Annotated in this window: 18 protein-coding genes and 1 tRNA gene; 13 read left to right on the plus strand and 6 right to left on the minus strand. The window is 66.5% G+C overall.

Features of this window, described 5'->3' with window-relative positions:
- Nucleotides 1-424: 424 nt before the first annotated feature.
- A complete protein-coding gene (locus tag WDLP6_RS11320) occupies nt 425-4243 on the plus strand; it encodes a DUF748 domain-containing protein (protein ID WP_162592417.1) in 3819 nt (1272 codons plus the stop codon).
- Nucleotides 4244-4334: 91 nt separating this feature from the next.
- Nucleotides 4335-7175, plus strand: coding sequence for a DUF349 domain-containing protein (locus tag WDLP6_RS11325; protein ID WP_232077032.1), 2841 nt, complete (start codon nt 4335-4337; stop codon nt 7173-7175).
- 37 nt (nt 7176-7212) lie between these two features.
- Here WDLP6_RS11325 and WDLP6_RS11330 read toward each other — a convergent pair whose 3' ends face one another.
- From WDLP6_RS11330 to WDLP6_RS11350, 5 genes are read right to left on the minus strand one after another with little or no spacing between them, the layout of a single operon-like run.
- Complete coding sequence (locus WDLP6_RS11330) at nt 7213-8004, minus strand: zinc-dependent peptidase (RefSeq protein WP_162592418.1); 792 nt, start codon at nt 8002-8004, stop codon at nt 7213-7215.
- Complete coding sequence (locus WDLP6_RS11335) at nt 8004-8765, minus strand: UDP-2,3-diacylglucosamine diphosphatase (protein WP_162592419.1); 762 nt, start codon at nt 8763-8765, stop codon at nt 8004-8006. Before WDLP6_RS11335 ends, WDLP6_RS11330 begins: the two co-directional genes overlap by 1 nt.
- Nucleotides 8766-8781: 16 nt before the next feature.
- On the minus strand, nt 8782-9294 hold the full coding sequence (locus tag WDLP6_RS11340) for a peptidylprolyl isomerase (RefSeq protein WP_162592420.1): 513 nt from the start codon (nt 9292-9294) through the stop codon (nt 8782-8784).
- A gap of 18 nt (nt 9295-9312) precedes the next feature.
- On the minus strand, nt 9313-9885 hold the full coding sequence (locus tag WDLP6_RS11345) for a peptidylprolyl isomerase (RefSeq protein ID WP_162595057.1): 573 nt from the start codon (nt 9883-9885) through the stop codon (nt 9313-9315).
- Between the two features lie 55 nt (nt 9886-9940).
- Nucleotides 9941-10528, minus strand: coding sequence for a tetratricopeptide repeat protein (locus WDLP6_RS11350; protein ID WP_162592421.1), 588 nt, complete (start codon nt 10526-10528; stop codon nt 9941-9943).
- Nucleotides 10529-10723: 195 nt separating this feature from the next.
- Here WDLP6_RS11350 and cysS point away from each other — a divergent pair, with 195 nt between their 5' ends.
- The 7 genes from cysS (at nt 10724) to WDLP6_RS11385 (ending at nt 17530) form a co-directional block, all read left to right on the plus strand.
- Complete coding sequence (cysS, locus tag WDLP6_RS11355; RefSeq protein WP_162592422.1) at nt 10724-12100, plus strand: cysteine--tRNA ligase; 1377 nt, start codon at nt 10724-10726, stop codon at nt 12098-12100.
- A 17-nt stretch (nt 12101-12117) separates the two neighbouring features.
- On the plus strand, nt 12118-12768 hold the full coding sequence (locus WDLP6_RS11360; protein WP_162592423.1) for a DNA-3-methyladenine glycosylase family protein: 651 nt from the start codon (nt 12118-12120) through the stop codon (nt 12766-12768).
- A gap of 15 nt (nt 12769-12783) precedes the next feature.
- On the plus strand, nt 12784-13764 hold the full coding sequence (locus tag WDLP6_RS11365) for an acetyl-CoA carboxylase carboxyltransferase subunit alpha (RefSeq protein WP_162592424.1): 981 nt from the start codon (nt 12784-12786) through the stop codon (nt 13762-13764).
- Nucleotides 13765-13810: 46 nt separating this feature from the next.
- Nucleotides 13811-14761, plus strand: a complete 951-nt coding sequence (gene tilS, locus WDLP6_RS11370; protein WP_162592425.1) for a tRNA lysidine(34) synthetase TilS — start codon at nt 13811-13813, stop codon at nt 14759-14761.
- 87 nt (nt 14762-14848) lie between these two features.
- Nucleotides 14849-16117, plus strand: coding sequence for an aspartate kinase (locus WDLP6_RS11375; RefSeq protein ID WP_162567173.1), 1269 nt, complete (start codon nt 14849-14851; stop codon nt 16115-16117).
- A gap of 22 nt (nt 16118-16139) precedes the next feature.
- Nucleotides 16140-16232: transfer RNA gene (locus WDLP6_RS11380), tRNA-Ser, on the plus strand.
- Between the two features lie 194 nt (nt 16233-16426).
- On the plus strand, nt 16427-17530 hold the full coding sequence (locus tag WDLP6_RS11385) for an acyltransferase family protein (RefSeq protein ID WP_162567174.1): 1104 nt from the start codon (nt 16427-16429) through the stop codon (nt 17528-17530).
- A 40-nt stretch (nt 17531-17570) separates the two neighbouring features.
- On the opposite strand, the gene WDLP6_RS11390 is transcribed toward WDLP6_RS11385, so the two are convergent.
- On the minus strand, nt 17571-18581 hold the full coding sequence (locus tag WDLP6_RS11390) for a LacI family DNA-binding transcriptional regulator (protein WP_162592426.1): 1011 nt from the start codon (nt 18579-18581) through the stop codon (nt 17571-17573).
- Between the two features lie 131 nt (nt 18582-18712).
- On the opposite strand from WDLP6_RS11390, the gene WDLP6_RS11395 reads away from it, so the two are divergent.
- From WDLP6_RS11395 to WDLP6_RS11410, 4 genes are all read left to right on the plus strand, one after another.
- Nucleotides 18713-19810 carry an alcohol dehydrogenase catalytic domain-containing protein gene (locus WDLP6_RS11395; protein ID WP_162592427.1) on the plus strand — a complete coding sequence of 366 codons (1098 nt, stop codon included), beginning with the start codon at nt 18713-18715 and terminating at the stop codon, nt 19808-19810.
- Complete coding sequence (locus WDLP6_RS11400; protein ID WP_162592428.1) at nt 19807-21342, plus strand: FGGY-family carbohydrate kinase; 1536 nt, start codon at nt 19807-19809, stop codon at nt 21340-21342. Before WDLP6_RS11395 ends, WDLP6_RS11400 begins: the two co-directional genes overlap by 4 nt.
- A 34-nt stretch (nt 21343-21376) precedes the next feature.
- Nucleotides 21377-23623, plus strand: coding sequence for an arylsulfatase (locus WDLP6_RS11405; RefSeq protein WP_197910157.1), 2247 nt, complete (start codon nt 21377-21379; stop codon nt 23621-23623).
- A 73-nt stretch (nt 23624-23696) separates the two neighbouring features.
- Nucleotides 23697-24719 (plus strand): ABC transporter substrate-binding protein, encoded by a 1023-nt coding sequence (locus WDLP6_RS11410; protein WP_162567178.1) that lies wholly within the window; start codon nt 23697-23699, stop codon nt 24717-24719.
- The last annotated feature ends 2 nt before the right edge of the window (nt 24720-24721 follow it).

The raw sequence follows: 24721 nt of genomic DNA on the forward strand, positions 1-24721 counted from the left end.
TCGGCAGCTGGGGCAAGGGGCATTCTAGAAGTGGCCAAATACCCGGTCAAGAATAACAAATAGACTTCTTATTCTATTTAACGGTAAGAAAATGTGAGTAATCTTCGCGTGAATCGATCATCGAGGTTTCATTGAAAACGTCATTTGCAATTCGGTCCGTGTCCGCCTACCCTCAAGAAGCCTGAGCTTCAGGCGTTAACCAAGGTCCGGCAGCCCGAGGAGAAATCCAAGGGTTCAGCGGCCGAGGCCCCATGGTGGCAATCTCTTGCTGCCAGCATGGCCGGAACGATTGAACTTCCGGTCGAGCGAAAAGATGGCATGGGCGTTTCACCCGCCATCGAGCCCGGAGACTGGACTTCGCGTCGAGACTCCGGGCTTTCTTGTTTGTGGGAAGCCGGCAGAGTTTGGGGCACACTTGGCGTTGATGAACGCTGCTTCGCTGACAAAGAACAAATGGGTGCGCCGCGGGGTCTTCGCGCTGCTGATACTGTTGGCCTTCTGGGTCCTCACGTGGCTGGCGGTGCCGCCGATTGCCAAGAGCCAGATCCAGAAGATCGCCAGCGAGAAACTGGGTCGCCAGGTCACGGTCGGCAAGATCGATTTCAAACCCTGGACGCTCGAGCTGACCCTGAACGACCTGCGTATCGCCAAGGCCGATGCGAGCGGGCCGCAGGTGGCGATCTCGCGCATCTACGTCGACGCCGAGTTGCAATCGATCCTGCGGCTTGCGCCTGTCATCGACGCGGTCACGGTCCAGTCGCCAGCCATCCTGCTGACGCACCTGGCGGACGGCAAATACGACATCGACGACATCCTGGCCAAGCTCTCCTCGACGCCGGATGCGCCCAAGAGCAGCGAACCCGCGCGCTTCGCGATCTACAACATCACCATTGCCGGCGGGTCGGTCGATTTCGACGACCAGACCGTCAAGCGCAAGCATGAATTGCGCGATTTCGTTCTCAATGTGCCGTTCCTCAGCAACCTGCCGTCGAAACGCGATATCAAGACCGAGCCCAAGCTCGCCTTCGTTCTCAACGGCAGCAAGTTCGACTCGGCGGCGCTCACGACGCCTTTCGCCGACAACCGCAAGACCGATGCCCAGCTGAACTTCAAGGGCCTCGACCTGATACCCTACCTCGGTTACATCCCGGGCGGTCTGCCGGTGGCGCTGCAGGCCGGCACGCTGGATGCAGATCTCAAGATCGATTTCGAGCGCGCCGCTACAGGCGGCCTGCGGATCACCGGCATGGTCGAGGCGCACGGCATCAAGCTGGCGGACTCAAGGAAGCGCGATCTGCTCGGCTTCGAGTCGCTCAAGATCACGCTGGCCGACGTGCGGCCCCTGGACGGTGTCGTTCACCTGGGTGAGGTGGCACTGGCTGCGCCGCACCTGGTGGTGGCACGCGATGCGCAGGGGCAACTGAACCTGCTCGCCACCGATCCGGCCACGGGCGTGACGGAGAAGGTGGCCGCGCCCGCGACGCCGGCCAGCGCAGCGGCACCCAAGGCGATTCCACAGCCGGGCCTGCACGTGCAGGTCGACAAGGTGGCCTTGAGCCGCGGCGAAATCGGCTGGCGCGATCAAACCACCCAGCCGGCCGCGGCCATCGATGTCAAGCAACTCGATGTCGAAGCCAGCGCGGTGACCTGGCCGATGACCAAGCCCGCGCTATTCAGCGGTTCGACCTCCGTCGGCGGCGCGGCGGTCAAGTTCAGCGGCGAGGCGACCGACAAGGTGGCCAACGTCCAGACAGAGGTCGATGCGTTGCCGTTGTCGCTTGCCGCGCCGTATCTCGCTCAAAGCCTCGAGCCGACCCTCGACGGCAAGCTCAGCGGACAGATCGACATCGCATGGGCCCAGCCCAAGCTCAAGTTCAAGGCGCGCCGCGTCGCGGCCGACGGACTGGCGTTGACGCAGGCCAAGACCGCACTGGCGAGCGTCGGGCGATTCGAACTTGTCGATGCCGAAGTCGACATGACCCAGCACACGCTGGCCATCGCATCCTTCACGGCCACCAATCCCAAGGTCCGCGTCGAGCGGGACAACCAGAAGCGCTGGATGTTCGAACGCTGGCTGAAGGCGCCACCCGGCGGCAGCCAGAGTGGCACGGCCGATGCCAAGGTGGCAGCGCCGAAGAATGCCAAGGCGGCCGAAGCCGCAGTGGCCTCGGGCGCCAACACCAAGCCCTGGGCGCTCTCGATCGGCACCGTGGCGGTCGACAACGGCGCGCTCTCCTATTCGGACCAGGCTAGCGCCACGCCGGTGGCCTTCGAGATCAGCGCGCTGAAGCTCCAGGCGCAGAAGATCGCACCCGACAGCAGCGCCGCATCTCCGCTGCAGCTGTCGGGACGCATCGCCGCCGGCCGCGCGGAAGCGGGGCGTTTCGACTATAAGGGCACGGTCGCGCTCAAGCCGATCTCGGCCGAAGGCCGCCTCGAAGCGGTCTCCATTCCGGCCCATGTCTTCAAGGCCTACTACGCGGATGCGCTGAACATCGACGTCCGCCGTGCGTTCGCGAGCTACCGCGGGACCGTGAAGTACGCGGCAGTGCCTGCAGGCATGAACCTGAAGCTGGCGGGTGACACTTCCCTGGAGGATTTCCGCGCCAACAGCGCGACGCTCACCCAGTCGCCCGGTGCCACGCGCAACAACCAGTTGCTGAGCTGGAAAACGCTGAATCTGCGCGGCCTGCAGGTGAGCATGGTGCCGAGCGCCCCGTTGAGCGTGGACGTGCGCGAAACCACATTGACCGACTTCTTCGCGCGCGTCATCGTCGATCCCACCGGCCGTCTCAATCTGCAGGACTTGACCAAGAAGCCGGGCCAGCCGGCCCTCGCGGCCGCCAGCCCCGCGGCAGGCGAGGCCACCACGCAGCGCAGCCTCGGCGGCACCCGCACGACGGCCGTGGCGCGACCCACCCCCAAGACCGGTGGTGCGCCGGTGCCGGCCGAATTGATGGTGGGAGGCGCACCCGAGCCCGCTCCACCAGCTTCGCCGCCCGTGGCCACCGCCGCAGTCACCGACAGCGCGAGCGGCCCCGCGCCGGTCATCCATTTCGGTCCGATGAACCTGGTCAACGGGCGGATCGACTTCACCGACCTGTTCGTCAAGCCCAACTATTCGGCCGATCTCACCGAGCTGACCGGCAAGCTGAGTGCGTTTTCGTCCAAGCCGCAGGGCGACAAGCCCGCGCTGGCCGATCTCGAATTGCGGGGCAAGGCACAGCAGACCGCATCGCTCGAAATCACCGGCAAGCTCAATCCGCTCGCGAAACCGCTGGAACTCGACATCACGGCCAAGATGCGGGACCTCGACCTGCCGCCGCTGTCGCCGTACTCGGTGCGCTATGCGGGCCACGGCATCGAGCGCGGCAAGCTCAGCATGGACGTCAGCTACAAGATCGCACCCGACGGGCAGCTCAGCGCCACCAACAAGCTGGTGCTGAACCAGTTGCAGTTCGGTGACCAGGTCGAGGGCGCGCCGGCCAGCCTGCCCGTGCGGCTCGCAGTGGCGCTGCTGGCCGACCGCAACGGCGTGATCGACGTCGACCTTCCCATCAGCGGCTCGCTCAATGACCCCCAGTTCAGCATCGGGCCGCTGATCTTCAAGGCGATCGTGAATCTGATCGTCAAGGCCGTGACGGCGCCGTTCAGCTTGTTGACGGGCGGGCTCGGCGGTGGCGGGGGCGGCGACTCGAGCATGATCGCCTTCGCCCCCGGCAGTGCCGAACTGTCGCCGGCAGCCAGGGAAAGCCTCGACAAGGTGGCCAAGGCCCTCACCGACCGTCCCGCCCTGCAGATGACGGTGGTCGGAACCGCGAGCCTCGACCAGGAACGCGAGGCCTATCAGCGGCAGCGCCTGCGCCAGATGGCGCTGGCCGAGAAGCGCCGCGCTGCGGTGCGCAACAACAAGGATGCCGCCGAGGTCGCGCCGTTGACCGATGCCGAGTACCCCGAATTCCTGGCCGCGGTCTACAAGCGATCCGAAGTCAAGAAGCCGCGCAACATGATCGGGCTGGCCAAGGATCTGCCGACCAAGGAGATGGAAGATCTGCTGCTGCCCACCGTTCCGGTCGACGAAGAAGCCATTCGCCAACTGGCCGTGGAGCGGGGCGCCGCGGTGCGCGACTACCTGCTGGCCCAGAAGCTGCCCAGCGAGCGCTTGTTCCTCGGCGCGGTGCGCACGAAGGCCGGCGATGCCAACTGGAAACCCGGTGCAGAACTGAATCTGGCGACCCGTTGAGCCGGTCGGCCGCAACTCGGTGAAAATGGCGGAGTGCGCCGGCAAATGCCGGCGCCTTCGCTTTTCCTCTTCAGATAACGACATTCGCGCAGTGACTTCAACTTCCACCAAGCCCCACGACCTCCAGTCCCTCGACACGATGACCGGCGGCGCCTTCACTGCGCCCACCTCGGGCGAGCGCGCGCAGCGCATCCGCGAATGGCTCGCGGGCAATCCGGCGCCGGAGCAGATGCAGGAGGTGTTCAAGGAACTGAGCGGCCGCGACAAGGGTGCCGCGCGGCTGTTGCGCGAAAAACTCGACGAGCTCAAGCGCGCCAAGGGCCAGGAGGCCATCGCCGCCGAGTGGGCGCAGAAGGCCGAGGCACTGCTCGCGCAGCCCAAGCTCAACATCGCCGATGCGCTCGCCTGGCAGCGCGACGCGGCCAAGGCCGGGGCGCCGCTGTCGCGCGAACCGCTGGCTGGCTTCAAGGCCACGCTGGCCGAACGCGTGAAGGGCATCGAGGATCTGCAGCACCGCGCACAGGTTCATCGCGAGGCGGCCGTGTTGCTGGCCCAGCGCTTCGAGGTGCTTTCCACCAAGGGCTGGCGCGATGCGCAGGCGGCCGAGGAAGCGCTGCGCGCCGACGTCGCGCACTGGCAGCAGCAGGCCGCGGACATCACAGCGGATGGCAACTGGAACAGCCTGGATGCCAAGTTCGCGCCGCAGCTCGAATCGTCCAAGGCCCAGCTGCTGGTGGTGTCCGATGCTTTCCATGCCGCACTGGCGCAGACGCTGGCGGCCGCCGCGGATCCGGCCGCACCGCTGCCGCCCGTGCCGGTGTGGGCCGACGAAATTCGCGTGGCGCGCGGCGGCGCGGCCGAGGCAACGCCTGCCGCTGCGCCCAAGCCCACGGCGCCGAAGGTCGACCCGGAAAAGCGGGCCGCTGCGCAGGACGCGGTGCAAGCCGCTCTGACCCGGCTCGAACAGGAAACCGCCCAGGGCCACGGCAAGGCGAGTGCTGGCGCCGCTGCGGCGCTGCGAGCGGTCCTCAAGGAACACGGCAAGCTGGTCGAACCGCCGCTCGAGGCTCGCGTGCACGCCGCCCTGGTCGCCGCCGGCGAACTCGAAGGCTGGCAGCGCTGGAGCGCCGACAAGGTGCGCGAAGAGCTGGTCGCCAAGGCCGAAGGCCTGCTCAAGCGTCCCGAAGGCCAGGCACTCGGTGGGCGCAAGATGCAGGAAACGCTGCGCGCCCTGCGTGACCAGTGGAAACAGGCCGACCAGGGCGGCGCGCCGAACCATGCGCTGTGGAAGCGTTTCGACGAAGCCTGCAACGAAGCCCACAAGGTGGTCGAGGCCTGGCTCGAGAAGGTTCGCGCCGACGCGGCCGAGCACCGTGCCCAGCGCCTGGCGCTGATCGAGGAAGTGAAGGCATGGGCCGCCGAGCACGCGGACGCGTCCGACCTGAAGGCGCACAACCGCGCGCTGCATCAGTTCGCCGATCGCTGGCGCGACGCCGGCCATGTCGGCGAAAAGGTATTCGCCGAGTTGCAGCCGCACTGGAACGAGGCCTTCGGCGCCGCGCGCGCGCCGTTCGAGGCGGCCCAGAAGGCCAGCGTCGAGCGGCGTCAGGCGATGATCGCCGAGGCCACCGATCTCGGCGCCGCGCCGATGTTGCGCATCGATGCCGTCAAGGCGCTTCAACAGCGCTGGCAGGCCGAAGCGCAGACCGTGCCGCTCGATCGTCGGCACGAGCAGAAACTGTGGGACGCCTTCCGCGCGCCCATCGACGAAGCTTTCAACCGCAAGACCGCCGAACGCGAGAAGGTCTCGGCCGCCATGAGCGAGCACGATCGCAACGTGCTCAATGCGTCGAAGGCGCTCGAGGCGGCCAACGGCACCGGCGACGCGCAGAAGATTCGTGCAGCCGTGGCCCAGCTCGAAGCCGCACTGCGCGGCGAGGCGCCGCCGCCCGGCCCGGCCCCCGTGCCGAAGGCGACGACGCCGGCAGCTTCCGATGGGCCTTCCGAAGGTGCGACCGAAGCCGTGGCCCCGGGCCAGGCCGCAGCCGAGTTCAGCGAGAGTGCTGGGCATGCACCCGCGCCGGAAGATGCCGAGGCCTTGCCGGCGGGCGCGCATGCGCATTCACAAGCGGCCCCTGCAGATGACTTGGTCGCGCCCGCAGACGGTGCCGATCCATCGGCCCGTTCCGATGCCGAAGCGCCCGAGGCGACCGCGCCTGCGGCTGCGCCCAAACCCGCGCCAAAACCTGTGATCGCCGTGCGCGGCGACGACCGTCCGGGCAACCGAAAAGCCGAAGTCGCGCCGCAGGGGCGCGGCGGCAAGTTCGGCGACCGCGATCGACGCGACAGCCGTGGCGCATCCGGTGCCCCGGGCGGCCGGCCCAATGACCGTTCGCCGCGCGGCGGCGATCGCGCCGTGCCGGGTGGCGGCCGCTTCGGCGATCGCCCGCCGCGTTTCGAAGACCGCGGGCCGCGTCTGGGCGATGCCGCGTTCCGCGCGCAACGCGAAGCGCTCGAGCGTGCCGAACTCTCGCTGCGCAAGCTCGCGGCGCAGGCCCATGGCGAAGCGCTGACGCAACTGCTGGCCGCATGGGAGAAGCGCGATGCGGCGGCGTTGCCGAGCGTCCAGGAACTCGGGCGGGCCGTCTCGCCGGCGGTGCGCAGCAGTTGGTCCCAGTCGCTGGGGGCGTCGCCGCAAGCGGGCGATACGGCCGAGGCATTGCTGCGGCTAGAGATGGCCGCCGAAGTGCCGACGCCGGCCGAGCAGCTCGAGGCACGCCGTGCGCTGCAGCTCAAGCTGCTGACGCGGCGCGGCGATCCCGCTCCCGCACAGACCTGGGGGCAGGATGCGGGCAAGGTGCTGGCTGCGGCGCACGATGCCGCTTCGGCACGCCGTCTGCAGAACGCGCTCAAGGCGCTGCTGCGCAAGTAGCAGCCGACCGCCCGCGGGCGCGCGGGCGCCACGGGGCTCAGCGCCCGTCGGGCCTGAAGAACGCGTCGAACATCGCGACCAGTGCAGCGAAGTCGTTCGCCAGCTGCGCGCGGTTGACGAAGTAGGCTTCGCACGCCACTGCGAAGAATTCGCTCACCGACTGCGCGCCGTACGGGTCGAGCCAGGGCGCTTCGCCGCCGAAGCGCTCGGCCAGGATGGTCTTCTCGCGGAAGGTGTCGAACGCCGGCTGCAGCACGGCAAACCATGCGGCGCGCGCATCGCGCGGCGTCGCCGTCCCCGCGAAGCGCGGTGGCAGGGGCGGGCAGCCGTCGGCCGCGCCGCTGTGCATGTCGATCTTGTGAGCGAACTCGTGGATGACGACGTTGTAGCCGGCATCGCGCGTGACTCTGCTGGCCAGCACGTCCTGCCAGCTCAGCATGACCGGTCCGCGGTCCATCGCCTCGCCGGCCACCACCTCGTCGTACTCATGGACCACGCCGGCGTAGTCGGTGGTGGTGCGGTGTGCCACGGCCTCCGAAGGATGCACCACGATGCCGACGAAATCGGCGTACCAGTTCAGGCCGCCCTTCAGGTGCAGCACGGGCAGCACCGCCTGCGCGGCGATCGAGAGTGCGACCTCGTCGGTGATCACGAAGCCATGTGCGCCATGGAATTCCTTGTCGCGCAGGAACTCGGCGGCGAGGCTTCGCAAGCGCTCCACATCGGCGCCGGAGCGTTCGGCGAGAAAGGGATAGCGCGCCAGCGTGGCCTGCCAGGCGGCATCCGGGATCGGACGCACAGCGCGCAGGTTGCGCAACCAGCGGAACATCAGCGCAGATCGACGCGCTGCGCGCCGGCGCCGGACAGACACAGCAATTGCACACGCGGCGGATGGGCGCTCGCATCCCAGTCGCTCAGCACGATGCGTTCGAGCCCTTCGCCAAGCGCGTGCGTTGCCGGCTTGTGCGTGTGGCCGTGAATCAGCGTGGGCGCGTCGGCCTGCCGCAGCCAGGTGCGTGCAGCCTCGGCATCGACATCGGCCCAGACTCGGCCGGGGCTGCGCTTGCGGTCTTCGCTCTGGGCGCGGATCGAGCGCGCGAGCGCACGGCGTTCGTCCAGCGGGCGCGCGAGAAACGCATCCTGCCAGGCGGCCGTGCGCACCTGGGCACGGAAGCCGAGGTACTCAGTGTCCTCGAGGCACAGGATATCGCCATGGCTCAACAGCCAGCGCCTGCCGTGCAGGACCAGCACTGTCGGATCGTCCAGCAGCGTCAGTCCGCTCTGCGCGGCGAAGGCGGCACCGACCAGGAAGTCGCGGTTGCCGTGCATGAAGAAGATGGGCTGGCGCTCGGCCGCAAGGCGCAGCATCCCGGCGCACTGCGCCTCGAAGCCGGGCAGGGCGGCCGCGTCGTCGCCGACCCAGACCTCGAACAGGTCGCCGAGGATGAAGATCGCGTCGGCCGGCGTGGTCTGCAGGTAGCCCTGCCAGGCTTCGACGGTGGCCGGCTCCGCGACCTGCAGATGGAGATCGGAAACGAGATCGACCGTGCGCCACGCCGCCGGTGCCACGAGCTCGGCGAAAGCCGTCATGCGCCGGCCATCGCTTTCACTCCGTCTTGACGACGGCCTTTTCGATCACCAGGTCCTCGAGCGGCACGTCGTCGTGGAAGCCCTTGCGGCCGGTCTTCACGGCCTTGAGCTTGTCGACCACTTCCTTGCCGCCGACGACCTTGCCGAACACGGCATAGCCCCATCCCTGGGCCGACGGCGCCGTGTGGTTCAGGAAGCCGTTGTCGGCCACGTTGATGAAGAACTGCGCGGTGGCCGAATGCGGTGCGCTGGTGCGCGCCATCGCCACTGTGTAGTTGTCGTTCTTGAGGCCGTTGTTGGCTTCGTTCTGGATCTCGGCGCCGGTCGGCTTCTGGGTCATGCCCGGTTCGAAGCCGCCGCCTTGCACCATGAAGCCTGGGATCACGCGGTGGAACACCGTGTTGTCGTAGTGGCCCTTGGTCACGTAGGCGAGAAAATTCTCGACCGTCTTCGGTGCCTTGTCCTGATCGAGTTCGAGCGTGATGACGCCCTGGTCCTTGATGTGCAGTTCGACTTGGGGGTTGCTCATGAGGGTTCCTTTGCTGCTTTACTTCGCCACGGTGGCGGACTGGATGGTGACGGGTTCGAGCGGCACGTCCTGCATGCCGCCCTTGTTGCCGGTGCGCACGGCGCGAATCTTGTCGACGACGTCGGTGCCCGCAACCACCTTGCCGAACACGGTGTAACCATAGCCGTCGGGATTGGGCGCGTTGAGCATCGCGTTGTCCTTCACGTTGATGAAGAACTGCGAGGTGGCGGAATTCGGATTGCCGGTGCGCGCCATCGCGATCGTGTACTTGTCATTCTTCAGGCCATTGCCGGCCTCGAGCGGGATCGGCGCGCGCGTGGGCTTTTGCTGCAGGTCGGCCGTGAAGCCGCCGCCCTGGATCATGAAGCCGTCGATGACGCGGTGGAACACCGTGCCGTCGTAGTGCTTGTCCTTGACGTACTGAAGAAAGTTCTCGACGGTCTTGGGCGCCTTGTCGGGCGCGAGTTCGACCACGAAGTCGCCGGCCGAGGTCACGAACATGACTCGCGGCGCGGCCTGCGCCCAGGCCAGACTCGAAACGGCCAACGCAGCGGCCAGGACGAGGGCCGAGCGGCGTGGGAAGGCATGCATGCTCAATGAAACTCCCTTCAGGAAACGATGGGGCGAACGCCGGTGCGCGTGCGGGCTACTTGCCGCGCACGGGCTTGCGAATGACGGCGGGCGCCGGCGGCAGTGCGCTGTTGTTGGCCGGCGCATCGAACATCTGGCGGATCAGCACCAGCTTCGGCGGCACCGTGGTGTTGCCGGGCTCCAGCTGCTGTGCGCGGCTGTACGACTGCGCCGCCAGCCGGACATAGACATCGCCCAGATTCTCGTGCGCGGTCGCGTAGCTGGGGTTGAGCTTGATCGCCATCTCGAGCGCGGCACGTGCCTTGTCGAACTCGCTCTGCGCGGCGTACAGCGCGGCGAGGTTGTTGTAGGGCTCGGGCAGCTCGGGGAAGTCCTGCGTGAGCTGCGTGAAGGTCGCGATGGCGTCGGCCTGCTTCTTCTGTTCGGTCAGGATCACGCCGCGCAGGAAGCGCATCTGCGGATCGCGCGGCTTGCCGGCGATGTAGGCATCGGCCTTGGTCAACGCTTCGTCGGACTTGCCCTGGCGCAGGAGGCCGTTGACGTCCGAGTAGTCGTCGGCATGCGCGGCTGCCATCGTGAGCGCCAACAGGACGGCCGGGACGACGCGGAGCAAAAGGGACAGGGGACGAGCGGCGTGCTTCATGAAGCCTCGAGAAAAGGAGGGTGGCGCAGGCCTCGAAAACACCTGGGAAATACCCGGCGGCGGCCGTTTATACTGCGGGCGATTGTAGCCGAGGGGGCATGTTCACTCCCTCGCCGCTGCAACGCCTCCACCCCTGAAAAAACCGTTGTCTTTCGCCCGTATCACGCGAGCGCGAACTGGCGCTTTCCGAGCCTCATGAGTCTTCGCATCTACAACACGCTCACGCGTGAACTGGAGGATTTTTCTCCGCTGCAACCGGGCCGGGTGCGCATGTACGTGTGCGGCATGACGGTGTACGACTACTGCCACCTCGGCCATGCGCGATCGATGATCGCCTTCGATGTGGTGCAGCGTTGGCTCAGGACATCGGGCTTCGCGGTCGACTACGTGCGCAACATCACCGACATCGACGACAAGATCATCCGCCGCGCGGTGGAGAACGGCGAGAGCATCCGAACGCTCACTGACCGCATGATCGATGCATTGCACCAGGATGCCGACGCGCTCGGGGTCGAACGGCCTACACACGAGCCGCGCGCCACGGCGTTCATTCCACAGATGCTGTCGATGATCGCCACGCTGGAGCACAAGGGTCTGGCCTACCGCTCGCCCAACGGCGACGTCAACTACGCGGTGCGCAAGTTCCCCGGCTACGGCAAGCTGAGCGGCAAGACACTCGATGAACTGCACGCCGGTGAACGCGTCGCCGTGCTCGACGGCAAGGACGACCCGCTCGACCCCGTGCTCTGGAAGAGCGCCAAGCCCACCGAGCCCGAGGAGGTCAAATGGGCGAGCGAGTTCGGCCCCGGCCGTCCCGGCTGGCACATCGAATGCTCGGCGATGGCCTGCGACCTGCTCGGCGAAACCTTCGACATCCACGGCGGCGGCGCGGACCTCCAGTTCCCGCACCACGAGAACGAGATCGCGCAGAGCGAAGGCGCGACCGGCAAGCCCTTCGCGCGCACCTGGATGCACAACGGCTTCATCAACATCGACGACGAGAAGATGTCCAAGAGCCTGGGCAACTTCTTTCTCATCCGCGACGTGCTGAAGAAGTTCGACGCCGAGACCATCCGCTTCTTCGTCGTGCGGGCCCATTACCGCAGCCCGCTCGGTTACAGCGACGTGCACCTGAACGACGCCCGTGCCTCGCTCAAGCGGCTCTATACCGCGCTGCATCGTGTCGCACCCGCGCAGATCGCGATCGACTGGCACGACCCCTACGCGGCCCGCTTCAAGGCCGCGATGGACGAGGACTTCGGCACGCCGGAAGCGGTGGCCGTGCTGTTCGATCTGGCTGGCGAGGTCAATCGCACGCAGTCGGATGCGACGGCCGGCTTGCTGAAGGCGCTGGGCGCTTGCCTCGGCCTGCTGCAGGACGATCCCGAACGCTTCCTGCAGGCCGGTACGACGCTGGACGAGGCCTCGATCCAGGCTTTGATCCAGCAGCGCGCCGAAGCCAAGGCCGCGAAGAATTTCGCCGAAGCGGATCGCATCCGCCGCGACCTGCTCGCACAGGGCATCGAACTCAAGGACTCGCCGACGGGCACCACCTGGGCTGCAGCGAAGTGAACGAACAATAAGAAAAGATGCCAGCCGCCAAGACACCGACCATCGAGGTCTTCACGCCCGACTATTGGGAAGAGGCCTGCAAGCATCTGGCCCGGAAGGACCGCGTGATGAAGCGGCTGATTCCGCGCTTCGGCGACGCCTGCCTCGAATCGCGCGGCGACGCCTTCACCACGCTTGCGCGCAGCATCGTCGGCCAGCAGATCTCGGTGAAGGCGGCGCAATCCGTCTGGGACCGCTTCGCCCAGCTGCCGCGCCGCATGGCGCCGGCCAACGTGCTCAAGCTCAAGGTCGACGACATGCGCGCGGCCGGCCTGTCGGCGCGCAAGATCGAATACCTGGTCGACCTCGCGCTCCATTTCGATTCGGGCGCAGTGCACGTCAACGCCTGGGAAGCCATGGCCGACGAGATGATCATTGCGGAACTGGTCGCCATCCGCGGCATCGGCCGCTGGACGGCGGAGATGTTCCTCATCTTCCACCTGATGCGGCCCAACGTGCTGCCGCTGGACGACCTCGGGCTGATCAACGGCATCAGCCACAACTATTTCTCGGGCGATCCGGTGAGCCGCAGCGACGCCCGCGAGGTGGCCGTGGCCTGGGCACCTTACTGCAGTGTGGCGACTTGGTATATTTGGCGATCGCTCGACCCGCTACCGGTCGCATATTGAAAACAGGAGAAGACGTTGGCGAAACGAACCTTCCTCGACTTCGAGCAGCCCGTCGCTGAACTCGAAAGCAAGATCGAAGAACTGCGCTATGTCCAGTCCGAATCGGCGGTCGACATCTCGGAAGAAATCGATCAGCTGGGCAAGAAGAGCCTGCAGCTCACCAAGGACATCTACAGCGACCTGACCCCCTGGCAGATCACCAAGATCGCGCGCCATCCCGAGCGGCCCTACACGCTCGACTACGTGAACGAGATCTTCAGCGACTTCGTCGAACTGCACGGCGACCGCCACTTTTCCGACGACCTCTCGATCGTCGGCGGCCTGGCGCGCTTCAATGGAACGCCATGCATGGTGCTCGGCCACCAGAAGGGCCGCGACACCAAGGAGCGCACCGCGCGCAACTTCGGCATGAGCAAGCCCGAGGGCTACCGCAAGGCGCTCAGGCTCATGAAGACGGCCGAGAAGTTCAAGCTGCCGGTCTTCACCTTCGTCGACACGCCCGGCGCCTATCCGGGCATCGATGCCGAGGAGCGCGGCCAGTCCGAAGCCATCGGCCGCAACATCTTCGAGATGGCGCAGCTCGAGGTGCCGATCATCGTCACCATCATCGGCGAGGGCGGCTCCGGCGGCGCGCTGGCGATCTCGGTGGGCGACCAGTTGCTCATGCTGCAGTACTCCATCTATTCCGTGATCAGCCCCGAAGGCTGCGCATCGATCCTCTGGAAGACCAGCGACAAGGCGCAGGAAGCCGCCGACGCGCTCGGCATCACCGCACACCGGCTGAAGGCGCTCGGCCTGGTCGACAAGGTCGTCAACGAGCCTGTCGGTGGCGCGCACCGCGACCACCGGCAGATGGCCGCGTTCCTGAAGCGCGCGCTCAACGACGCCTTCCGGCAGGTCAGCGACCTGCGGCCGAAGGAACTGCTGGACCGCCGCTACGAGCGCCTGCAGAGCTACGGCCGCTACGCCGACACCAAGGCCGACAGCGGCAAGTAGACGCCCCGCATCACCTGGTGCGGGCCGTTGCAGTCCGCCGCATCCGATGGAGAATCCCGCCGCCCCAGCGCTCGCGTCCTGGGCGGCGCCGTTGCCGCTGGCGATCGCGTACAGCGGCGGCGCCGATTCCACCGCCTTGCTCTATGCTGCGGCGCAGCGTTGGCCGGGGCAGGTCCAGGCTCTGCATGTGCATCACGGCCTGCAGCGTGCGGCCGATGATTTCGAAGCGCATTGCACGGCCATCTGCCGCGCGCTGAACGTGCCGCTGCATGCGGGCCGCATCGATGCCCGCCATGCGCCCGGCGAAAGTCCCGAGGACGCCGCGCGCCGCGCGCGCTACACGACGCTGGCCACGCTGGCCAAGGAACATGGCCTGCAGCATGTCGCGCTGGCCCAGCACGCCGACGACCAGGTCGAGACGATGCTGATCGCGCTCAGCCGCGGCGCGGGACTCGACGGCCTGGCCGGCATGCCGCGGCAGATCGCGCGGCACGGCGTGCACTTTCATCGGCCGCTGCTCGGCGTGCATGCGAGTGCGCTGCGCGAATGGATCGTCGCCAGCGGCACCCCGTCCATCGACGACCCCAGCAACGCCGATCTGCGCTATACGCGCAATCGCATTCGCCAACTGGTGCTGCCTGCGCTCGCCAACGCCTTGCCCCAGTTCCGCGAGACCTTCGCGCGCTCGGCGCGCAATGCGGCCAAGGCCTCGGTGCTGCTGGCGGAAACCGCGGCCGCCGACCTGGCCGGTGCCGGCTCGCCGCCGACGCTGGCCGCGCTGCGCGCGCTGCCGCGTGAGCGCCTGGCAAATGCATTGCGCCACTGGCTCAAACGCGATCACGGCGCGGTGCCGAGCGAGGCGCAACTGGAGCAACTGCTCGGCCAGATCGAGGCCTGCAGCACGCGCGGCCATCGCATCCGGCTCAAGATCGCGGGCGGCCGCGTCGAGCGCGAGGGCGACGTGCTGCATTGGTACAATGCTTCGCCCTTGCCGTAGCCTGCAGCCCTCGCGCTGAGAACGGGATCTGGCCGGGCGCCTGGAGGCCGGCATGCGGCATCCGAATCCTTCTCTTTGACTTCACCCATGGCATTGATCGTTCACAAATACGGCGGCACGTCGATGGGCTCGACCGAGCGCATCCGGAATGTCGCCAAGCGCGTTGCCAAGTGGGCACGTGCCGGCCATCAGATGGTCGTCGTCCCGAGCGCGATGAGCGGCGAGACCAACCGCCTGCTCGGCCTCGCCAAGGAACTCGCGCCCAGCCGTCCCGACGACACCCACGGCCGCGAACTCGACATGCTGGCCGCCACCGGCGAGCAGGCGTCGTCGGCCCTGCTGGCGATCGCGCTGCAGGCCGAGGGGCTGCAGGCGGTCAGCTATGCGGGCTGGCAAGTCCAGGTCAAGACCGACAGCGCCTTCACCAAGGCGCGCATCGAAAGCATCGACGACGAACGCGTGCGCGCCGACCTCGATGCCGGCCGTGTGGTCGTCATCACCGGCTTCCAGGGTGTGGACGACGCGGGCAATATCACCACGTTGGGACGCGGCGGCAGCGACACCTCCGCCGTCGCGATTGCGGCGGCGATGAAGGCCGGCGAATGCCTCATCTACACCGACGTCGACGGCGTCTACACCACCGATCCGCGCGTCGAGCCCGAGGCGCGCCGCCTGGCCACGGTGAGCTTCGAGGAAATGCTCGAGATGGCGAGCCTGGGCTCCAAGGTGCTGCAGATCCGCTCGGTCGAATTCGCGGGCAAGTACAAGGTGCCGCTGCGCGTGTTGTCCAGCTTCACGCCGTGGGACATCGACATCGATGAAGAAGCCGGGTCCGGCACGCTGATCACATTCGAGGAAGACGAAAAAATGGAACAAGCCGTCGTATCCGGCATCGCATTCAACCGCGACGAGGCCAAGATCTCCGTGCTCGGCGTGCCCGACAAGCCGGGCATCGCGTACCACATCCTGGGCGCCATCGCCGACGCCAACATCGAGGTCGACGTCATCATCCAGAATCTGAGCAAGGACGGAAAGACCGACTTCAGCTTCACCGTCCACCGCAACGACTACGCCAAGGCCGTCGATCTGCTCAAGGCCAAGGTGCTGCCCACGCTCGGCGCGGCAGAGATCGTGGGCGACACCAAGATCTGCAAGGTCAGCATCGTCGGCATCGGCATGCGCAGCCACGTCGGCGTCGCCAGCAAGATGTTCCGCGTGCTGAGCGAGGAGGGCATCAACATCCAGATGATTTCCACCAGCGAGATCAAGACCTCGGTGGTGATCGACGAGAAGTACATGGAACTCTCCGTGCGCGCCCTGCACAAGGCCTTCGATCTCGATCAACCGGTCGCGTGAAGCTGGCATAATCCAAGGTTCAGGAACTGTGACCGAGTGGCCGAAGGTGCTCCCCTGCTAAGGGAGTATGGGGTGTAGAGCCTCATCGAGGGTTCGAATCCCTCCGGTTCCGCCAATATTCATATCGTTGAATCTCCCAAAGCCCCGCGCAGCATCTGCGACGGGGCTTTTTCATTATTCGATCGACTGCCGGTAAAACTTGGCAGCCGCTGCCGGTGGGATGGCGCATGCGCCCTAACGATGTGCGACCTTCGTGCTACTCTTTCGCGCTCAACGCAGAGCCGCGACCGCAAGGTCCGAAGAAGGAATATGAAGGCACGGATAGCTGAACTCACCGGTCTACGCTGCCTCGCGGTCATGATGGTTGTTTTCGCGCACGCGTCTGCCACGGTTGCCGGGGGGTACACCGGTTGGCTTCAGCCTTTGAATTTCTTCACCAATGGCGGCCTTGGCGTCCAGATATTCTTCGTGCTGAGCGGGTTCCTGATTACCAACATCCTCAACTCGGAATGGAAGGCAACCCAAAAGATCGATCTGGTTCGGTTCTACCTCCGCCGTACATTGCGGATCTGGCCGGCCTTCTACGTCTTCCTGGTGGTCCTTGCGTTCCTGACGTACCGTCAGGTGATCGACATCGCGTACGAGCAGTTCGCATTCGCCGCGCTGCATGTATGGAACTACTCGGAGGCTCTTGGCCTCGGCCCGATCAATGCGGCCCATGGCGACGGAACGTGGTATCTGGGGCATTTCTGGACGCTTGCACTCGAGGAGCAGTTCTATTGGTTCTGGCCACCTCTACTGATTTTCCTGCTGCGAAGGCGCAGTGAACGACTTCTGGTCTTGCTGATTCTGTCCATCCCCTTGATCAGAATCGCTTCCTATTTCCTGGTTCCGTCCCTGCGTGGACAGTTGCTGATGATGCTCCACACCGGTGTGGATTCCATACTGATCGGTTGCTACACGGCGTTGAATCAGGAGCGCATCAAGACCTTTCTCGAATCGAAAAAATACAGTTCTGCTCTCGTGACGGCAAGTTTCATTGCGCTGATATTTCTCATACCCGAACTGGGGGCAAGGCTTGGCGGCGCATGGTCGGTGACCTATGGTGCGACGGTCACGGCGTCGATCGTCGCTTTGATCATCATGGCCGTGACAACGATGAAGCAGTTCTGGCTCTCGAGAATTCTGAGAACGCGCGTCTTCGTTTTCGTCGGGACCATCTCTTACAGTCTCTATCTCTGGCAGCAGCTTTTTCTTTTCAAGCAGTCGCCATTGGCGTTCGCTTTTCCGTTCAACATCGTGCAGGCCTTCGCGGCCGCAACGTTGAGCTATTGGCTGATCGAAACGCCGCTCCTGAAAATCAAGGACGGCTTGAAAAAGCGGAACCCCCCGCTTGCGCGGCCCACCGAGTGAGGCCTGTGCGAGTCCGGTGGGGATCGCTCGCCCGAATCCGCTACAAGGACAGCAACTGCGGCCTGATCTCGATGATCTTCCGGTCCGCGAACGAGCCGGCGTCGATGATGCCGAAGGCCTCCTGCAGCAAGCCCTCGACGTTCTGCCGGACCATCAGCAAGGGAAAGCTCAACACGCTCGCAAAAGGATCCCAGTCGTAGCAGCCAAAGCTGCATTGGGTCAGTTCATCGTGGGGCAACGTCTTGAGAAAGCGCACCACGCCTTCGAGCGCGATCGTCGAATTGACGAACAGCGCGCGCGGCAGGCCGCCCAGGCGCTGGTAGAGCGCGGCAGTGGCAGCCTCGGCCAGATCGGATTCGTAGCCGCAGGCATCGATCTGCGCGGGCTCGATGCTGCCGAAGCGTTCGCGCACCACGTCGCTGAAGCCTTCGATGCGCCGCCGCGTCGCGTAGTCGCCGGCCAATCCGCCCAGGAAGAAGGCCTTGTTGCGCTTGCTCGATCGCAGCGCGCGTGACCGATCGATGAGGCCGAGCGCGAGCTGCTGCGCGCCCCAGTAGTTGTCGCTGATCACCGAGGTCGCCTGCGTGCCGGGGAGGTCGACATTGACATGCGCGACGCCGTGGTTGCGGCACACGCGGCTGACGGAGTCGGGGTCGGTTGCGCCGACGACAAGCAGGTACTCGACCCGGTAGGAGATGAGCGTGCTCACGGTTTCGAGTTCGAGCGCCGGGTCGCGCAGCGTGCTGACGACGATCGGGTACCAGTGGCGCTCGCGCGCCAGCTTCTCGAAGGTCTGAGCCATGCCGCTGAAGAAGCGGTTGTCGTGCAGGGGGATGATCATCCCGATCAGGCCTGAACGGCTCTTGCGCAACCCGCTGGCCTGCCGGTTCACGTTGAACTTGTGCTGCTCGGCGATCTGCTGCACGCGCAGGGCCGTGGCTTCGGCGATGCGCCGCTCGCGCCAGTTGCCGGCGAGCACGGCGCTGACGGTGGAGGCCGAGACATCCGCCAGCTTGGCGAGGTCGTAGATGGTGGATTTCTTGAGGCTCATTGGCGAGTCGGCTTGTCCCGTTGCGCACGCATTGTGCTCTGCGGGTAAATGCGGATCGACCGTCATGGCGTTGAATGCAGAATAGCACAATCGATTGTGCAAATCATGCAATGACCAGCCAAGGCACCGAAATGACAGCGAAATCCCAGCAAGGCATGCAGGCCGTCGTCTGCCATGGCCCCGAGGACTACCGGCTCGAAAGACCGGCGCGGCCGCAAGCCGGCGCCCACGAGCTGGTCATCGAGATCAGTGCCTGCGGCATCTGCGCCAGCGACTGCAAGTGCTACTCGGGTGCCGCAATGTTCTGGGGTGGTGGCGGCCAACCCGCATGGGTCAAGGCACCGGTGATTCCCGGCCATGAATTCTTCGGGCGCGTGGTGCAGGTGGGCGCCGGCGCGGCGCAGCACTTCGGCGTCGACGTGGGCGACCGCGTCATCGCCGAACAGATCGTGCCCTGCAACAAGTGCCGCTACTGCACCAGCGGCCAGTACTGGATGTGCGAGGTCCACAACATCTTCGGCTTCCAGCGCGAGGTCGCGGATGGCGGCATGGCCGAGTACATGCGCATTCCGCCGACGGCGCGCGTGCACAAGGTGCCCGAGAGCCTGTCGCTCGAGGACGCGGCGATGATCGAGCCGATGTCCTGCGCGATCCACGCGGTCAACCGCGGCGACATCCAGCTCGACGACGTGGTGGTCATCGCCGGCGCCGGGCCGCTGGGGCTCTCGATGGTGCAGGTCGCGAAGCTCAAGACGCCGAAGAAGCTGGTCGTGATCGACCTCGTGCCGCAGCGGCGCGCGCTGGCGCAGGCCTTCGGTGCCGATGTCGTCATCGATCCGGAGCGCGAGGATGCCAAGGCGATCGTCCATGCGCTCACGGGCGGCTATGGCTGCGACGTGTACATCGAAACCACCGGCGCGCCGGTCGGCGTGCGCCAGGGGCTGGAGCTGGTGCGCAAGCTCGGGCGCTTCGTCGAGTTCAGCGTGTTCGGCAAAGAGACCAGCGTCGACTGGTCGATCATCGGCGACCGCAAGGAGCTCGACGTGCGCGGTGCGCATCTCGGTCCCTATTGCTATCCGGTGGCCATCGATCTGTTCGAGCGCGGTCTGGTCACCTCGCGCGGCATCGTCACGCATGGCTTCGCGCTGGCGGAATGGGAAGAAGCCTTCCGTCTTGCCAACTCGCTCGACTCCATCAAGGTGCTGCTCAAACCGGGCGCGCCAGCATGAGCCGCGCGACGTGCCATGTCATCGGCGTGGACATCGGCACGCAGAGCACCAAGGCGCTGCTGGTCGACGAGGCCGGCCGCATCCTCGCGCAGGCCTCCGAGGCCTACCAGGTCGACACGCCCGAACCGCTGTGGGCCGAGCAATGGCCGGAGGTCTGGATGACGGCCGTCGTGCGCTGCATCGCGCGCGTGGTGCGCGAGGCGGCGATCGACACGGCCTCGGTGAAGGCGCTGTGCGTGAGTTCGCTCTACGGCGGCTCGGGGATTCCGGTCGATGCCGAAGGACAGCCCACGCACCCCTGCCTGATCTGGATGGACCGGCGTGCGCAGGACGAGGTCGAATGGGTGCGCCGCCACGTCGACCTGGAGCGCCTGTACGACATCACCGGCAACGGCGTCGACAGCTATCACGGCTTCACCAAGATGCTCTGGCTGCGCGAGAAACGGCCGGATGCCTGGCAGCGCACGCGCGCCTTCCTGCCGCCGAACAGCTTCGTCAATGCGCAGCTCACGGGCGAGGTCGCGGTGGACCACAGCTCGGCCGGCAACATCGGCGGCGTCTACGACATGAAGGCGCGGCGCTGGTCGGCGGAAATGCTGGACGCGCTGGGCATTCCGGCGTCGATGATGCCGGCGCGGCTGGTTGAGTCGAGCGAGACAGTCGGCGGGCTCACGGCGCACTGGGCGCAGACGCTCGGGCTGCCCATCGGCCTGCCGGTGATCGCCGGCGGCGTGGATGCTGCCGTCGCGACGCTCGCGGCCGGCGCCAACCGGCCCGGCAGCCACGTGGCGATGATCGGCACCAGCATGTGCTGGGGCACCATCCGCCAGCACGCGGATGCGCGCGACGGCCTGGTCAGCATGCCGCACGTGGTCGGCGGCCTGCGCGATCTCTATGTCTTCGGCGGCGCGATCACCGCCGGGGCCAGCGTGACCTGGTTCCTCGATCTCATGCAGCCGCAACAGGGCAGGGCAACACACACGGCCGATGCGCACGCGCAGCTCGAACAGGCTGCGCGCGAGCTCCCGCCCGGCGCGCAGGGCCTGCTCTTCCTGCCCTACCTGATGGGCGAGCGCAGTCCGATCTGGGATCCCAGGGCCAGTGGCGCCTTCATCGGCCTCGGCCTGCATCACCGGCGCGAGCATCTCTACCGTGCGGTGCTCGAAGGCGTCGCCTGCGCGCTGCGCCACAACATCGAGGCCGGCTGCCGCGAAGGCCAGCCGCTGGACGATGCGCTCGTGGTGGTCGGCGGCGCGAGCCGGTCCGACCTCTGGATGCAGATCATTGCCGACGTCACCGGCCGACCGGTGCGCACGATCCACGAAGAGGTCGAGGCCAGCCTCGGTGCCGCGATGCTGGCCGCGCTCGGCGCCGGCCTGACCGCGGTCGAGACCGTGGGCCAGGGCTGGGTGCATCTGGTGGATCGTGCGCAGCCGTACCCCGACGCCGTCGCGCGCTACGAGGCGCTCTACCGCAACTACCTTGCCGGCTATCCCGCGTTGCGGCCGGTCATGCACGCGCTGCGCGGCTGAGGCCTCGCTTGTCGATGGACACGGAGAGATTCGAATGCAGAAACAGCAAGACGACCCACGCGCTGCCATGACGGGACGCACGGTCCACGAAGCAGCGCCGCATTGGCCGCGCCGACCGCGCCCCAAGGCCGATGCGCCCAACATCGTCTGGGTCGTGCTCGACGACTGCGGCTTCGCGCAGCTCGGCTGCTATGGCGCATCGACCGAGACGCCGGCGATCGACGCCCTGGCCAGCCGCGGGTTGCGCTACACCAACTTCCACGTCACCGCGATGTGCTCGCCGACGCGCACCTGCCTGCTCACGGGCCGCAACCATCACGCGGCCGGCATGGGCTACCTGGCCGACTTCGATACCGGATTCGACAACGCACGCGGGGCGATCTCGGCGCGCGCGGCGACGCTCGCGGAGATGCTGCGCGAGGGCGGCTACGGCACCTATGCGCTGGGTAAGTGGCACTTGGTGCCGCCCGCCGAATGCAGCCCGGTCGGCCCGTTCGACAACTGGCCCACGCAGCGCGGTTTCAATCGCTACTATGGTTTTCTGGGCGGCGAGGACGACCAATGGGCGCCCGAGCTCTGGTACGACCAGCACCATGTGCCGCCGCCATCACGCGAGGGCTACCACCTGAGCGAAGACCTGGTCGATCGGGCGCAGGAATTCCTGTCGGACCATCTGTCGGCCACGCCGGACAACCCCTTCTTCCTCTACCTCGCGTTCGGTGCCTGCCACGCGCCGCACCAGGCGCCGCAATCCTTTCTCGACAAGTACCGCGGCCGCTTCGATGCGGGCTGGGATGCGGAGCGCGACAAGGTGCTGGCGCGCCAGAAGCAGATGGGCATCGTGCCGCCGGACACCGCACTCGCGCCGCGCAATCCGGGCGTTCGCGCGTGGGACACGCTGAGTGCCGACGAGCGCCGGCTGGTCGCGCGCATGCAGGAGGTCTTTGCCGGCTTCACCGAGCACACCGATGCGCAGATCGGCCGCCTGGTCGAGTTCCTGCAAAAGCGCGACAAGCTGCGCGACACGCTGTTCGTCGTGCTGTCGGACAATGGCGCGAGCGGCGAGGGCGGCGAGTTCGGTTCGGTCAACGAGTACCGCTACTTTCTTGGCCTGCCCGATTCGCTCGAGGAGAATCTGGCCGAGATCGACAAGCTCGGCGGCCCCTGGACCCACAACCACTATCCGGCCGCATGGGCGCAGGCCGGCAACACGCCGCTCAAGTTCTACAAGAAGTACACCTTCGGCGGCGGCGTGCGTGCGCCGCTGATCGTGCACTGGCCGGCAGCGCTCGGCGAAGCGGGACTGCGCACTCAGTTCCACCATGCGATCGACCTTGCGCCCACCATGCTCGATCTGGCCGGCGTGCCGGCGCTCGCGGTCTATCGCGGCGTCGAACAGTTGCCGGTGCACGGGACCTCGATCGCCTATTCGTTCGCCGACCCGGAGGCCGCGTCGACCCGCGAGACCCAGTACTTCGAGATGGGCGGCCAGCGCGGCATCTACCACCGCGGCTGGAAGGCCGTCACCCACCATCGCTCCGGCGACGACTACGACGCCGACCGCTGGGAGCTCTACGATCTGCAGAGCGACTACTCGGAGACCGTCGACCGCGCGGCCGACGAGCCCGAGCGGCTGCGCGAGATGATCGCGCTCTGGTGGCGCGAAGCGGAGGCCTTCCATGTCATGCCGCTGGACGATCGCGCCCAGGCGCGTGCCTTCGCGCGCGATCCGGCCACCGATGGCCGGCTGCACTTCAGGCTCTATCCCGGCACGCGCCTGCTGACGCCGGTCACGGGTCCGAACTTCGCGCTGCGGCCGTTCCGCATCCGCGCCCGCATCGACCGTGCAGCGACCAGCGAAGAGGGCGTGCTGCTGGCCTACGGTCGCCGCGCCGCCGGCTTCTCGCTGTTCATCCAGCACAACCGGCTGTGCTTCGACTACAACCTCGCGGGCCGGCACACGGTCGTGTCCGCGGATGGGGCACTGCCGACCGGTGCGCACGTGCTCGGCTGCGAGGTGACGATCGAGAAGGACGGCGCTCGCGCAGTGCTGACGCTGGACGACCAGCCGCTCGCATCCGCCGTGTTGCCGATGGCTTTTCCCGCGGGTTTCGGCCTGCTGAGCACGCAGTGCGGCCTCAACAGTCCCTCGCCGGTGTCCGATCGCTACGAAGCGCCTTTCCGTTTCGAAGGCACGCTGGACCGGGTCGACATCGAACTTGGCCAGGCGAACGGCGAGGCGATCGCCGGCCTGTGGGAAGCGGCGGTGCGCAGCCAATGAATGAGTTCAGACGGCCGGCGGCTGCCCTGCAAGGCGAAGCCCGGCTTCACGTTCAGTCAACAAGGAGATAGAAATGAAGATGCCTGCCCTCGGTCTGCGTGCCTTGCGATGCGTCGCCGGCGCTCTGATTGCCACTCTCGCGCTGGGCGAAGCGGCGTTCGCCCAGAACCTGACGACACTGCGCATCGGCGCGGCGTCCAACGTGCTGTTCGGGCCGGTGTTCGTGCTGGCCGACAGCAGCAACGGCATCGCGGCCAGGCATGGACTCAAGATCGAGTCGCGCATCTTCAACTCCGGCATCGCCACGATGGAGGCCGCGCTGGCCGGCGATCTGGACGTCGCGTTCCCGAACACCCGCATCCTGTTGCCGCTGCTCAAGAGCGGCAAGGCCTGCTTCAAGGGCGGCATCGCCTTCGTCGACGTCAACACGGTCAACATGGTCACCAAGGCCGACATTACCCAGCCCAGGCAACTCGAAGGGCGAAAGATCGGCACGCGCAAGGGCGGCATCGGCGAGGTCGCGCTGCACATGTGGCTCGCCAAGCAGGGCATCGACCGGGCCAAGGTGCAGACCGTCAACATCGCCGAGGAAGATCTGCCGATCGCACTGGCCAAGGGCAGTGTCGACGGCATCATCTGGCCCGAGCCGACGCCGTCGCTGGCGCTCGAGGTGGGCGGCTCGGCGGTACATCGCTTCGGCGACATCGGTTCCGCGTTCCGGGACGTGTCGGTCGTCAACGTGACCTGCGACTGGGTCAGGAAGAACGGCGACGACGGCATGAAGAAGCTGGTGGCCGCGTGGATCGACGCCGTCGATCTGCTGAAGTCGAATCCCGATGCCGGCGCCAGGATCACCGCCAAGGCGCTGCAGCTCACGCCGGACGACGTCAAGAAGATCTGGAAGGACGGCGGCTGGCCCGGCGGCTGGCCGGCGAATCTCACGGACGGCCAGATCGACATGTACTACACCTACGGCGACTACCTGAAGGCGAACAAGGAACTCGACGGCATGCCCGACATGGGCGCCTGGATCAGCAGCAAATGGCTGAAGGAAGTGGCGCCGGGCCGCGTGCTGTTGTCCAAGTACAAGTACTAGGC

This window comes from Variovorax sp. PBL-E5, from assembly GCF_901827185.1.
Lineage (GTDB): Bacteria > Pseudomonadota > Gammaproteobacteria > Burkholderiales > Burkholderiaceae_C > Variovorax.